This window comes from Bradyrhizobium iriomotense, from assembly GCF_030160715.1.
Taxonomy (GTDB): Bacteria; Pseudomonadota; Alphaproteobacteria; order Rhizobiales; family Xanthobacteraceae; genus Bradyrhizobium; species Bradyrhizobium iriomotense.
The window spans coordinates 20,872-33,565 of sequence record NZ_BSOW01000059.1; the positions used below are offsets into that span (position 1 = coordinate 20,872).

Below are 12,694 nucleotides of genomic sequence, written 5' to 3' on the forward strand. Positions count from 1 at the left end.
CTGATGCGGCTTCACATCGTCAATCCCAACACCACGGCCGCGATGACGGCGAAGATCGCCGCGGCGGCCCGCGCCGTCGCCTTGCCGGACACATCGATCGATGCCCGCCAGCCCACGATGGGGCCGGTCTCGATCGAAGGCTTTTATGACGAGGCCTTCGCGGTGCCCGGCCTGCTCGGCTGCATCCGCGACGCCGACCGTGATGGCGCGGACGCCCACATCATCGCCTGTTTCGACGACACCGGCCTGGATGCGGCGCGTGCGATCGCAAAGGCACCGGTGATCGGCATCGGCGAAGCCGCCTTCCACGTGGCCAGCCTGATTGCGACGCGCTTCTCCGTGGTGACGACGCTGGGTGTCTCCATCGTGCCGCTCGAGCATAATTTGCGGAAATATGGCCTCGCCGAGCGCTGCGCCCGCGTTCGCGCCGCCGAGGTCCCCGTGCTCGCGCTGGAAGAGCGCAATGCCGATGCCCTCGGCAAGATCTCCAGCGAGATCACGGCCGCGATCCGCGAGGACCGCACTGAGGCCATCGTGCTCGGCTGCGCCGGCATGGCCGACTTCGCCGGCGAGCTCGCGAGCAAGCATGGCCTCCCCGTCGTCGACGGCGTTGCCGCCGCCGTCCCGCTCGCCGAAGCGCTGGTGCGACTCGGGCTGAGAACATCGCGGCTGGGGCCCTATGCGGCCCCGCGGGCGAAGACGTATTCCGGACCGATGGGCGGCTTTCAACCCTGAATCCCAGGGCCCAAATGGCCTTCTTGGGCCGCAATGGTCCTTTTTTCCGCCCTTAGCCTCTTTTTGGTCCCATTTCCTGCCGAAATGTAACGTTTTCGGGACGCCCCGGCGGCCGTTGCCGCTGGTCTTCGCCACTTCAGTTCATTTTTTGGGCTTTGTCAGCGATGATCGATCTCGCGACCAACGATACGCGAACCAGCGCCTTCACCCGTCTCGGCAGCCAGCCGATCGCGCTCACGGCTGCGACCCTGCTCCTGCTCGTCACCGGCGTCACCTCGATCGCGATCTGGCGCGTCTACACCGGCGCCACGCCGGAGGCGGACCGGACGGTGGTGTCCCGGCAGCTCCAGGCCCGCGCGGCGCAGGCCTCCGAGCAGCTCGTCGAAAAGACCAAGGGGCTGGAAGCCACCCAGCAGGAATCCATCGATCAGCTCCAGATGGTGCAGGACCAGCTTTTGACGGTCAAACGCCTGCTCGCCTCGCAGCAGGCCGACACCAAGCGCCTGTCGGAACAGGTTGCGACCCTGACCGAATCCATCGACGGGCTCAAACAGTCCTACGCCAGCGCACAGGCCGCGGAAACCGAGACGCCCTCGGTTACCCGGCGCAAACCCGCGCGCCGCCATGCCAGCCTGCGCAAGCGGAGCAGATCGCGAAGCTGATCCGGACGGCGGCGATTCGTTCCCGCCTTATGCGCCATTATTTTGCGGCGTGTGAACTGGATCACATTTCCCCGTGTGATTCCGGGTCATCCTGCCCGCTACCGGATGGCGTGAGCCAATTTCAATATCCGGGGCTGGCAAGGTCGTTGGCGGTATACTGCGTCAACGGCCTTGTTTTTTGCGGCTACTTTTCAACCACTTAAGGGATCGGCCGTCCTGCCGGCTCAGCAGCCGCGACAGATGCTTTTCACCGTCTTGTCGATTTGCTTGTTCTCCGCATCGACCGCCTGGTCGACCGACCTGTCTCCACCGGATCCCATGCCGACGGTCCCGCCGGAAGATTGTGCGGTGCCCAGGCTGTTCGTCCCGGGCGGCGGAGCCATCCCGCTCGGCGACCCGGCGCCAGCCGTACCGGTCGTCACGGAGCCACTCCCCGTCGCGCCGGACGTCGCGCTGCCGCTGCTTCCGCCCGTGCCACCGCCACTGCTTTGTGCGAGCGACGTCGTCGGCATCGCAAGGACGGCAAGGCCAAGGATCGATGCAGCTATCGATGCCGAAACTGTTGCAGGCAATCTGACCATCGGAGACTCTCCCTTTCGAGCACCAACGATGGGCGCACAGGCACGTTCCGGAACAATTCCGTTACGCATGATTTGACGAGGGAGGCAGCGACGATCATGCGCAAGCTGATCGCATTCGACGAGGATACGTTCGGCAAGCTCAAGCAGCTCGCACGCGATCGCATGGAGACCCTTCAGGATCTGGCGGACGAGGCTTTTTCAGATCTCCTGGAAAAGCACGGCATACCGGCCGACCTGAAGGACGCGCTGCGCAAGAGCGCCAAGCGTGAAGCGGAGCCTTCACCCAGGCGCCGCAAGTCGACGCAATGAGCCTTGCCGCCGCCGTCAGCCGATCCGCTTCAAACCCTTCTTGAAGCGCGAGCCGTTGGCGACGTACTGCTTCGCCCCGCTGCCCATCCTGGCGACTTGCGCGTCGTCAAGCGTGCGCATCAGGCGCGCGGGCGAGCCGATGATCAGCGAGCGCTCAGGAAATTCCTTGCCCTCGGTGATGACGGAGCCGGCGCCGACGATGCAGTCGCGACCGATCTTCGCACCGTTCATCACGACCGCGCCCATGCCGATGAGCGCGCCGTCTTCGACGGTGCAACCGTGCAGGATCACGTTGTGACCGACGGTGCAGTTCTTGCCGACGACCAGGGGAAAGCCGAGATCGGTGTGGCAGGTCGAGCCGTCCTGCACGTTGGAGCCCTCCCCGATCTCGATCCACTCGTTGTCGCCCCGCAGCACCGCGCCGAACCAGACGCTGGCGCCGGGCTTGAGACGCACGCGGCCGATCACGGTTGCGGTGTCGGCGATGAAGTAGTTGCCGTCGGCGGGAAGGTCGGGCGCCTGCCCGTCAAGCTCGTAGATCGCCATGGAGGTCTCCTGTCACGAAACCCTGGCATAGCGGAGCTCTGACGTTCAGGCAAAGGGCAGCGAAATACCGAAAGGCGCGCTCAGGCCAGCACGCCGGCGGCGCGCAGCGTCATCAGGAAGAACGTGCCGCTCATCATGCTCCAGAAGCCCGCGATGATGGTCGCCATCATCACGAATTCGACGCGCCGGCTTTCCAGCCGCGCCCCCCGCAGCGTGTTGCGCATGATGATGAAAGGCGCCGCGAACACCAGGAACGGCACGGCCGCAAACGTCTTCGGCGCCACGCCCTCCTGCAACAGCCCGAAGCCGGCGGTCCGCTGCGAAAGTGCCTGGTAACCGTTCACGAGCGCGCCCGCGAGCGCGAACCCGATGCAGATCGAGAAAAAGGAATTCAGGGTCTCAGGAGTCATCGGAAGGTCCGCCCATACGCAACGCTGGCCCCTTCCTGTGACAAAAAGTGCCGCTTAACGCTACATTAGTCTTAAGAAAAGGTTAACGCAGCGTCCCGCCGGCGTCATCCCCCCATCGAGTGCGGCGGGCTGCGCGGAACCGTCGCCGCGTGGCATATTCACGCTTGATTCGTCGGCCAGCGGCCGACTTTGCGGCGACGTCTTGATGAGCGTGTTCTCGGCAACTTCCTCCCGCGGCCGCCAGGGCCGGACAAGAGCGCATCTTGTCCCGCTCGTGCTCGGCGGCTTATTCGCGGCAGCCGCCGTGGCCGTGGTCGCGTACCTCTTGTGGCCGACCTGGAGCACGGTGGTCGGCGCCAGTGCGCCGGACAGGCTGCCGGTCAGCGTCGGCGGCACGCTGTTCAATGTGCCGACGGCGGCGATCCGGATGAAGATCCAGCGGCACACCGGACCGCAGGAGCGCATCGACATCGACTTCGTCTACCCCTCGCTCGAAGTGCCGGGCGCGCCGAGGCATGTCACCGCCGATGCGGCGGAGGCGACGATGCAGCCGATCGACCGCATCTTCCTGTCGATCGCGGCACATCACGATGCGCTCGCGCCGGAGCTGCGGGTCAGCACCATCTACCCGCGCTATCTCGATCAGGCCGCGACCTCGCCGGAGGACGGGCTGACGATGAGGATGTTCCGCGCCGAGACGCCCTATGGCAGCGAGGACCTGTTCTCCGCAGAGAGCCCCGTACTGACTGCGCGCTGCACGCGCGATGCGGCCACGCCCGGCATGTGCCTTTCGGAGCGCCGCGTCGACGGCGCCGACCTCACCTTCCGCTTTCCCAGAAGCTGGCTGTCGCAGTGGCGCAACGTGGCGGAGGCGATGGACAGGCTGACGGCGCAGTTGCGCGGGCCGAAGGGCTGAGCGCGGGCTCGTCTGCCCCTGCCGTGAGGTCGGCTTGCAGGACGGGGCGGAGCCTCCCGACTAAAATATCGAAAACAACCCCATGCAAAGGCGCCGGCGCCGCCAGGAGGAATTTCGTCTTTTACGAAAAAAGCTTGACGCGTCGGGCAAATCAGGGGCAAGATGGCATCGTGGCAAACTTCAAGCGTGTCTCCGAATAAGTAGGCAATCACTGCAATCCAATGCGGCGGAGGCACCGACCGACCGCATCGAAGGAGACCTACGCCAGGTCGGGGTCAAAAGCGCTGGTCGAGGGCCGCGTCGCCGAAATCCGGTCCCCCTACGCGGCCTCCCGAACATCTTCGCCTTCGGGCCAAGCGCGAACATTCAGGGAATTAGCTTCGATGACGATTGTTCTTGTTCACGGAAATCCCGAAACGGAGGCGATCTGGGACGATCTCGTCCCGCATCTGCGCAGTGATGGCGTTGTTCGTCTGTCTCCACCCGGATTCGGCTCCGCAATTCCTCCCGGCTTTGATTGTTCTACCGACGCTTATCGCGATTGGCTCGCCGGCGAACTCACTAAGTTCGCCCAGCCGATCGATCTCGTGGGGCATGACTGGGGCGGCGGGCACGTCATCCGGATCGCAATGGAGCGACCAAGCCTGATACGATCTTGGACAAGCGATATTTTGGGGTGCTTCGACGCGGACTATGTCTGGCACGACATGGCGCGGACTTGGCAGACAGCGGACATCGGCGAGCAAGCGGTTGCACAGATGCTAAGTGTGCCAGTAGAGGCCCGAGCCCAGCGATATGAGAGCTTGGGCATGACCTCTACGGTCGCTCAAAAAGTGGCTGCGGGTGCGAACAAGGACATGGGCCGGGCAATACTGGCGCTGTACAGATCAGCCGCGCAGCCGGTGATGCGCAATCTGGGAGCCAGTTTGCCGAGGGCAGCCGCCAAACCGGGCCTGGCGCTGATCGCGACGGAAGATTTCTATTGCGGCGGGGAGACGCTCGCGCGCCGCTCTGCCGAGCGCGCGGAGGCAAAGGTGGCTGTCTTGAAAGGTGCGGGTCATTGGTGGATGTGCCAGCAGCCGAAACAAGGGGCTCACGCGATCAACGCGTTCTTGACAGACCTGAACTCGTAGAATTCGGGTCCCCGTGGCGCCGACATACGCCTTGATGAACAGCCTGCCGCAGCCTCTTAGATGGACTTGATCGCACGCGTGCGGTCAGCGATGATTGCCGAGCATCACAGGGGGCAGGGATGCGTCACGCAGAACCGGACGTCGTCATCGTCGGTGCAGGAGTTGCTGGTGCGGCGCTGGGCACTGTGCTGGCGCGTGCCGGCTTCGAGGTGGTGCTGCTCGAGCGCGAGAACAGCTACCCCGACCGGGTGCGCGGCGAGTACATGGCGCCCTGGGGTGTGACCGAACTTGCGAAGCTCGAACTCCTGCAGCCGTTGCGCGAAACAGGCGCGCTGTTTACCAAACGCAATATACCGTATGATGAGATTTTTGCTCCGGCAGAGGCCGAGGCGCGCGCGCTCGATCTAACGAAGATGCACTCAGAAGGGCTTGGTGCGCTCTGCTTCGGCCATCCGGCGACCTGCGATATCTTCGCACAACTGGCAACGGGGGCAGGCGCTACCCTTCTGCGTGGCGCCGATGATATTTCGGTGACGTCGGGTTCACGTCCGCTCGTCAGCTGCACACACGACGGGGCGAAAGTCACATTCCAGCCGAGGCTTGTGATCGGCGCAGACGGACGCAATTCGAGCCTTCGTAAGGATCTAGGCTTCAAGGTGAATGCCGATCAGCCGCGCAGCCTGATTGGAGGTATGCTTGTCAAAGGTGTGCCGTCGTGGCCGCGCGACACGCAGGCGATAGGTGTCGAAGATCGCTTTCATTTCCTGGTATTTCCCCAAGGTGACGATCTGCTTCGCCTTTATGGCATCTATCACTTCGCAGATAAGTCGCGCTTCGATGGTCCGACTCGCCGCGCAAAGCTGGTCGACGCTTTCAGCAAACTCACGTGTCTGCCCTACGCCGAGGCAATTGCCGGATCGACTCCGGTCGGCCCCTTCAACTCGTTCTCCAATGAGGATCACTGGATCGACGATCCCACCTGCCCGGGTATAGTATTGGTCGGCGATGCTGCCGGGCACAATGATCCGATCATCGGCCAGGGACTCTCAATTGCGCTCCGCGACGTCCGCCTGGTCAGCGAGATTCTGCGTGACGCGAAGGCAGCGGCGCGAGAGCCCGATTTCAGACCTTATGTGGACGAGCGCGCCGAACGAATGCGGCGGCTTCGGATCACCGCCCAGGTCGCGACCACGCTGCGCGTCGAGTTCGGTCCCGAGGCGCGCGAGCGACGCGCGCGCGTCGGAAAGCGCGTGGCAGCAGGGCAGCTCGCCCCGCTTCCTGCGAGCCTGATCGGTCCGGAGCGCCTTTCGGCCGAAGCCTTCTTGCCCGAAACGATCGACAGACTATTAGCACCCTAAAGCGCGATGAGATTAGGATGAATCGTCATCGCGCTTTAGGTCGTTGTTTGCGCATGATCTCCGCGCAAACGCGTTCCGCGTTTGTCGCGAGGGAAAACCGCTTCACACTTTTCCGGATCATGCTCTAGAAATTGGACTTCAAGATTGCCGGGACACGTTCCCGACCAAACGATTTATGGAAGGGGGCGTGTGCGTGGGCCGTCGCGAGCTGATTCATCTCAAGCGTCCCGCGGCCGCGGCGTTGGCGCTGGGTAGCGGGCATAGAGCGTCTCGACGCGGTCCCGCCACATCGCCACGAACGCGCCCGAGGTGAGGAGATCGACCGATTTCCATTCACGTTTGACCGCTGGCAGCGTGTTGCCCCAGATGGCGCGCTTGCACCATCTTTCGCCCTTTTCGATGCCCTCGCGGGTCGCGCACATCGACTTCCAGGCAATCCGCTGCGGATGGCTGATGTGTTGGGCGGCTCCTTCCCAGCCCTGCTGGTGGATCAGATAGAGATTGGCGAACGTCAACTCCTCGTGCGTCATTGCTTCGAACAGCGCAGCCTCGTTGATGAACTTGTAGGCGGCAGCCATAGCATTGTCGCGAGAATTGAGGATGTCGCCCGACCCGTATTTGCTGAACTCAGACTTGCTCAGCTGGAACAAACCTACGTAGGAGCCGGTGCGTTCCTTGGGATTAAAATCGGATTCGATTTTGGCAACCGCCTTCATGAAATTGACATCCACACCGAATGCTTCGGCCGCGCGTTCGATCTCCTGGACCGGCGTTCCGAGCGGAACGTCGCCGAATGCCGCCAAGGCGATCTTCGCGGGTTTCTCCGGCGGAGGAGTTTCCGAGTAGACGTAGTACTTCAGATACGACAGCTTGCCGTCGCCCGGCTTGGGAGAAGCAGCCTGCAGTCGGTCCTGCTGTGGCGTTGACTCGTTCTTGGACGGCGTGGCGTCAAGGCTGGCACTAACCTGCAACGTTTGCCCTTGCCGCGGCGAACTGGTCACATCGGACGGCATCACCGCATCCGGCGTCGCGTCGCCGAATTCCGCCGCAACAATCGCATTAGCCGATGATCTTGTATTGAATTTCGCCTCGATGACCGGAGCCGGCAACGCTGCCGCGGCGTTTGTCAGCAGCGTCGTCACATTCAGCGGGATCCTGCTGAATGCATCAGCAACTCTTACGTTCGGGGTTGCGATGCTCGAGCGCGGTACCGCGATCTGATAAATCGCGGCAAGCGAAGTTGCCCCCAGCGCGCCGGCGATGCAGCCTACTTGCCAGATATTCAATGTCGCTGACCGCGCAGCAGCGGTCCCCCACAATTCCAACCACAGATCCCCGTGTTCAGTCTCGGGCCCAACCCTGCATCGAGTTATCTCTTAGATTTGCCACAACGAAGGCGAGACGCAGGACGGCTCGAATTTCTCACTGGGTGTTGCGGCCAAGACGCACTGGACAGCAATGCTGACCTTCGATCTTTCCGTCCGCACGCGCGATGCGGCCACGCCCGGCATGTGCCTTTCGGAGCGCCGCATCGTCGGCGCCGACCTCACCCTCCGATTTCCGCGGAGCGGGCTGTCGCAGTGGCGTGAAGTGGCGGAGGCGATGGATAGGCTGACGGCGCAGTTGCGCGGGCCGAAGGGCTGAGCGCGGGCTCGTCTGGCCCTGCCGTGAGGTCGGCTTGCAGGACGGGGCGGAGCCTCCCGACTAAAATATCGAAAACAACCCCATGAAAAGGGGCCGGGCGCCGGTCGGACGAATTTCTTATTTTACGAATAAGAGTTGAGACGTCAGGCAAATCAGGGGCAAAATGGCACCATGCCGAACCTGCCGCCGGATCAGACAAGCGCGCACAATCCGGCCCGGCGGAGCGACGATCTAGCCGAACGACAAAGGGGCAAAGGCGGAAGTCTCCTGCAGATGCGCAGGTTCGAGGTTAGAGCGCTGGCTGCTCGTCGGATGGCTTTAGCGTGCTCGATCGGCGAGCGAGTTCGCCAGACTCTCCAGATTTTGCGGCCTCACCTCAATCAGGCCATGGCGAGGCGCATCGATATCGGCGATCAGGAGGAAGGCAAACGAAACGATCAGCGGCAGCACGAACAGCAGCCTTGGCCCGGCCTTGGCGCTTCGGTAGCCCATCAACGCATTGGAACATAGCGCGATGATCGCCACAAAAAACCATGCGGCAGTGGGAATCCGATTCCAATACGCTGCCTGCGTATAGCCTTGCGAGTTAATTACATCGTTCATTCCGGCGATTGCCAGCGCCTCCACGGGCGTCGGCTGGGCAGCCGAGGATTTGCGGACTGCAGACCAAAGAGCGGCTTGCAACTGGGTGGTCCGTTCGGCCGTTTGCTTGCGTTGATCGTCATCCTTGTTGAGGTAGAACTGGATGCGCAGGCGCGTGTACTCGGCAAGGAGCTCGCGGACGTTTACGGCATCGTCGGTGGGAAGAAAATCGGCGCGCAGTATTTCGGTTCCAATGGCGTTGGCTTCCGCCTCCTCGAAATTCTTTCGCTGATCATAACGATTGGCAGCCATCGAAAAGCTGAAGCCGATGATCAGGCCGAGCAAAGTCAGGGTAGCCGCAAGGACGACACCAAGATGGTCGTTCTGCTCGTCGTCGGCGATCGGATAACGCCTGCGTAGCCATGATCCTGCGACCGCAACTACTGAGAGCGCCACAAAGGAAACAACGAACAAAAGCGGCGGGTAGTGCGTCAGATTTTCCATGGCTGGGTCGGCATAACTGAGAAGAACTCAGCGCGAGCACATGTTTTCCGCTTCGCTTTCGAACTCGGACATTGCTCGACGCAGTCGGCATGTCTCAAACGGCCATAACCGGAAGTTGCTGCCCACAAAGTCCGGCCGGGCCCCCGAGGAAGGGACGCCCGACCGGATCGCTGAGGCATCAGTTGTTCGCGCCAGCGCGCGCGTGCCGAATGACCTGATGCTCCTCGCTGGTGAGCTGCACCGGCCCGACCTTGAAGGTGAGCTTGTCGAGCTTGCCGGTAAAGCGGAACGGCACCTGATAGTCCTTGTCGTCAACGGGGGTGCGGGTATCGACACCTACATCGAAGGTTTCGTCAATTGACATGATGAATGGAAGCGTGTGCGGGACTTTGCTGGTCACAGCCTCCTTATCGTCCACCTTCAGGACGCCCGTGCCGCCCTTGCCGAAGCCGGGTCCATCGTACTTGAAGTCGAACACGATGGTGTGCTTGCCCGGCGTGAGCGCGTCCTTGCCCTCCCAGCGGAAGCGTTCGAGGTCGGCGAAGTTATAGACGAAAACCGGCTTGCCCTTGAGCAGATACAGGCCATAGCCGCCAAACCGGCCGCCGAGGGTGACGATCATCCCTTCGCTGCTATCCTGCGAACCCGCACGCCCAACCGTGGTGCCCGCGCCTGGAATGTCGAGCTCCGCGGTGATCGTATAGGACCTGTTCAGGATGCTGGGTGCATCGCTCTCGGGCAGGCCTGACAACTCACCCGAGTAGGTGAAAGTGTTCCGACCGGCGGTTGCGCTTGGCCTTGGTGCGATGACGCGCTGAAGCACCGAGTTGTCCAGCGGAAACACGTTGTACTTCGCCGCCTCCACCATGAACAGCTCCTGCAACTCGCGGAGCTTGTCAGGCATCTTGGCTGCGATATCATTGCTCTCCGAGTAGTCCTCCGCAATGTTGTAAAGCTCCCACGTGTAGCCGTTGACCACGTCCGCGGGCATCTTGGCGGTACCCAGGAGCCAAGGCGGCGCAGGTGGCGTTGTCGCCGCGATCCAGCCGTCGTGATAGATGGCGCGGTTACCCCACATCTCGAAGTACTGCGTCGTTCGCGCGGACGGCACGTTGGCGCTCGACTTGTCGAAGGTGTAGGTCATGCTGACACCTTCAATCGGCTTCTGCGCGATGCCGTTGACCATCAGCGGCGCCGGAATGCCGGTTGCCTCTAGGATGGTCGGTACGACGTCGATCATGTGGTGGAACTGGGTGCGGATGCCGCCCGCATCCTTGATCCGGTTCGGCCAGCAGATCGCCATGCCCTGGCGGGTGCCACCGAAGTGCGACGCGACCTCCTTCGTCCACTTGAATGGCGTGTCGAAGGCCCATGACCAGGCCACCGCCATGTGCGGATAGGTCGCGGCCGAGCCCCAGGCGTCGTACGCCTTCAACTGCTCGGCGATCGGAAGATCCAGTATGCCGTTGTAAGCGGTATATTGGTTCGGAGTCCCGCGCGTGGTGCCTTCCGGACTCGTGCCGTTGTCACCGCTGATGTAGATGATCAGCGTGTTGTCGAGCTTGCCTTCGTCCTGGACTTCCTGGATCACGCGCCCGATCTCGTGGTCGGTGTAGGCGGCATAACCGGCGAACACCTCGGCTTGCCTCGCGAACAGCTTCTTCTCATCGGCCGTCAAAGCCTCCCACTTCTGCAGGTCGTCCGGCCAGGCTGTGAGCTGCGTGTTCTCGGGGATGACCCCAAGCCGCTTTTGATTGGCGAAAATCTGGTCGCGCAGGGCGTTCCAGCCCATGTCGAACTTGCCCTTGAACTTGTCGATCCATTCCTTGGTCGGCTGATGCGGCGAATGGGTGCCGCCGGGCACGTAATAGAGGAAGAACGGCTGATCGGGGGCGGCGGCATTGAGCTGTCGCATGTGGGCGATCGCTTCATCCGCCAGGTCCGTCGTCAGATTGTAGCCGAGCTTTCCGACCCAGGGGAAAACCTGGGTGGTGTTCTGGAACAGGTACGGCGTCCACTGGTCGGTCTCGCCGCCCATGAAGCCGTAGAAATAGTCGAAACCCATGCCGATCGGCCATTGGTCGAAGGGACCGGCCGAGCTGTATTGATAGCTCGGCGTGTTGTGGTTCTTGCCGAACCAGGAGGTGGCGTAGCCGTTCTGCTTCAGGATCGTGCCAATGGTGGCGCTCTCCGGTCCGATGATGCTGTCGTAACCCGGATAGCCGGTCGCCTGCTCCGAGATGGTGCCGAAGCCCACCGAGTGGTGGTTGCGGCCGGTGATCAGCGCCGCCCGCGTCGGCGAGCAAAGGGCCGTGGAGTGGAACTGGGTGTAGCGCAGACCCATCTGCGCAATGCGATCCATTGCAGGAGTTGGGATGACGCCCCCGAATGTCCCCGAAACGCCATAGCCTTGGTCGTCGGTCATGATCAGGAGCACGTTGGGCGCGCTCTGCGGCGGCACCACGCGGGCGGGCCAATACGGTTTCGACTGGCTGGCCTGGAGGTTGATGTCGCCGCCGAACTTTGGCGGCGGCGGCGGAAGATACTTTCCATCAATCGTCGTGGTGGCCCCGGGAGAGCCCGGCGTGCCGGTTGTTTGCTGCGCGAGGCTGGTTGTTCCCAGCGCGCAGATCAAATAAGCGGCGGTGAGTGTGGCGCCGCAAAGCAGCAAGTTGCGGCGGTTTAGTAAGCGGCTTTCTGGCTTTGAACCATCGTCATGCTGACGGGTACGGGTCATTGGAAGCTCCCTCTTGGAGACGTCAGAACCCTGTGGACGCCTAGCCGGGACACAATGCCGCAATGCTTCTCTTGATCTAGATCAACTTCCGCCCACGGGTCCGAAACGTCGGCTTGGGGTCACAAGTGGCGGGACTTAGACCGAGCATTGATTTCTGCCTCGCGCCCAAGCGCGACATCTGCGCGTTGATCAGCACACGCCCTAGCCGCAAATCTTCTGTGGGCGCCCGGTCGGTACCGCCCCTGGCGCCCGGGGCGCGCGCTGGCATCAATCGACAAAGGACGGAATGGGGTGGGCGTTAGCCAGATCCTTCAGTCTGCGAAGACGCGCCAGGTCCACAGGAGCGGCCGGGCCGGCGTGCAGGATCTCGGCTACCTCGGCCGCTGTTCCGAACGATGTCGGGTTGTCCCTCACGAACCGACATCGCCGAGCGAGAGCATAAGGTCAGCAAAGGGCCAACAGGCGACCTTCGCTAAATTAAGAGTCTGTCCGGGATCATGATCTTTTTTGACAAAGCTTTCTCAGCATGATGCGGATTGAAGCGAGGCACAAGAACGCCAAGGCGTTTCGGTTGAGG

Annotated in this window: 13 protein-coding genes; 7 read left to right on the forward strand and 6 right to left on the reverse strand. The window is 62.4% G+C overall.

Annotation, left to right across the window (positions count from 1 at the left end; all coding sequences use genetic code 11):
• The first annotated feature begins 3 nt into the window (after nucleotides 1-3).
• Together QQL28_RS43475 and QQL28_RS43480 are read left to right on the forward strand one after the other, a co-directional pair.
• Nucleotides 4-735, forward strand: a complete 732-nt coding sequence (locus tag QQL28_RS43475; RefSeq protein WP_284275796.1) for an aspartate/glutamate racemase family protein — start codon at nucleotides 4-6, stop codon at nucleotides 733-735.
• 164 nt (nucleotides 736-899) lie between these two features.
• Nucleotides 900-1,397 carry a hypothetical protein gene (locus QQL28_RS43480; RefSeq protein ID WP_284275798.1) on the forward strand — a complete coding sequence of 166 codons (498 nt, stop codon included), beginning with the start codon at nucleotides 900-902 and terminating at the stop codon, nucleotides 1,395-1,397.
• Between the two features lie 224 nt (nucleotides 1,398-1,621).
• Here QQL28_RS43480 and QQL28_RS46020 read toward each other — a convergent pair whose 3' ends face one another.
• Nucleotides 1,622-1,819 carry a hypothetical protein gene (locus tag QQL28_RS46020; RefSeq protein ID WP_348522564.1) on the reverse strand — a complete coding sequence of 66 codons (198 nt, stop codon included), beginning with the start codon at nucleotides 1,817-1,819 and terminating at the stop codon, nucleotides 1,622-1,624.
• Nucleotides 1,820-2,074: 255 nt separating this feature from the next.
• Between QQL28_RS46020 and QQL28_RS43490 the strand changes: the two genes are divergently transcribed.
• Complete coding sequence (locus tag QQL28_RS43490) at nucleotides 2,075-2,287, forward strand: ribbon-helix-helix domain-containing protein (protein ID WP_284275802.1); 213 nt, start codon at nucleotides 2,075-2,077, stop codon at nucleotides 2,285-2,287.
• Between the two features lie 15 nt (nucleotides 2,288-2,302).
• Here QQL28_RS43490 and QQL28_RS43495 read toward each other — a convergent pair whose 3' ends face one another.
• On the reverse strand, nucleotides 2,303-2,833 hold the full coding sequence (locus tag QQL28_RS43495; protein ID WP_284275805.1) for a gamma carbonic anhydrase family protein: 531 nt from the start codon (nucleotides 2,831-2,833) through the stop codon (nucleotides 2,303-2,305).
• Between the two features lie 80 nt (nucleotides 2,834-2,913).
• The gene (locus QQL28_RS43500) at nucleotides 2,914-3,243 is read right to left on the reverse strand and encodes a DUF6949 family protein (protein WP_254105316.1); all 330 of its coding nucleotides are present in this window, start codon (nucleotides 3,241-3,243) and stop codon (nucleotides 2,914-2,916) included.
• A gap of 205 nt (nucleotides 3,244-3,448) precedes the next feature.
• Here QQL28_RS43500 and QQL28_RS43505 point away from each other — a divergent pair, with 205 nt between their 5' ends.
• The 3 genes from QQL28_RS43505 to QQL28_RS43515 all read left to right on the forward strand — a co-directional run bounded on the left by QQL28_RS43505 (nucleotide 3,449) and on the right by QQL28_RS43515 (nucleotide 6,650).
• The gene (locus QQL28_RS43505) at nucleotides 3,449-4,159 is read left to right on the forward strand and encodes a hypothetical protein (RefSeq protein ID WP_284275808.1); all 711 of its coding nucleotides are present in this window, start codon (nucleotides 3,449-3,451) and stop codon (nucleotides 4,157-4,159) included.
• 383 nt (nucleotides 4,160-4,542) lie between these two features.
• Nucleotides 4,543-5,292: an alpha/beta fold hydrolase gene (locus QQL28_RS43510; protein ID WP_284275809.1), complete on the forward strand. Its 750-nt coding sequence runs from the start codon at nucleotides 4,543-4,545 to the stop codon at nucleotides 5,290-5,292.
• Nucleotides 5,293-5,411: 119 nt separating this feature from the next.
• Nucleotides 5,412-6,650: an NAD(P)/FAD-dependent oxidoreductase gene (locus QQL28_RS43515; RefSeq protein ID WP_284275810.1), complete on the forward strand. Its 1,239-nt coding sequence runs from the start codon at nucleotides 5,412-5,414 to the stop codon at nucleotides 6,648-6,650.
• 218 nt (nucleotides 6,651-6,868) lie between these two features.
• On the opposite strand, the gene QQL28_RS43520 is transcribed toward QQL28_RS43515, so the two are convergent.
• Complete coding sequence (locus QQL28_RS43520) at nucleotides 6,869-7,936, reverse strand: transglycosylase SLT domain-containing protein (protein ID WP_284275811.1); 1,068 nt, start codon at nucleotides 7,934-7,936, stop codon at nucleotides 6,869-6,871.
• 172 nt (nucleotides 7,937-8,108) lie between these two features.
• Between QQL28_RS43520 and QQL28_RS43525 the strand changes: the two genes are divergently transcribed.
• A complete protein-coding gene (locus tag QQL28_RS43525; RefSeq protein WP_284275820.1) occupies nucleotides 8,109-8,294 on the forward strand; it encodes a hypothetical protein in 186 nt (61 codons plus the stop codon).
• A 318-nt stretch (nucleotides 8,295-8,612) separates the two neighbouring features.
• On the opposite strand, the gene QQL28_RS43530 is transcribed toward QQL28_RS43525, so the two are convergent.
• Both QQL28_RS43530 and QQL28_RS43535 read right to left on the reverse strand, forming a co-directional pair.
• Nucleotides 8,613-9,380: a bestrophin-like domain gene (locus QQL28_RS43530; RefSeq protein ID WP_284275813.1), complete on the reverse strand. Its 768-nt coding sequence runs from the start codon at nucleotides 9,378-9,380 to the stop codon at nucleotides 8,613-8,615.
• A gap of 178 nt (nucleotides 9,381-9,558) precedes the next feature.
• The gene (locus QQL28_RS43535) at nucleotides 9,559-12,117 is read right to left on the reverse strand and encodes an arylsulfatase (RefSeq protein WP_284275815.1); all 2,559 of its coding nucleotides are present in this window, start codon (nucleotides 12,115-12,117) and stop codon (nucleotides 9,559-9,561) included.
• Nucleotides 12,118-12,694 lie beyond the last annotated feature (577 nt).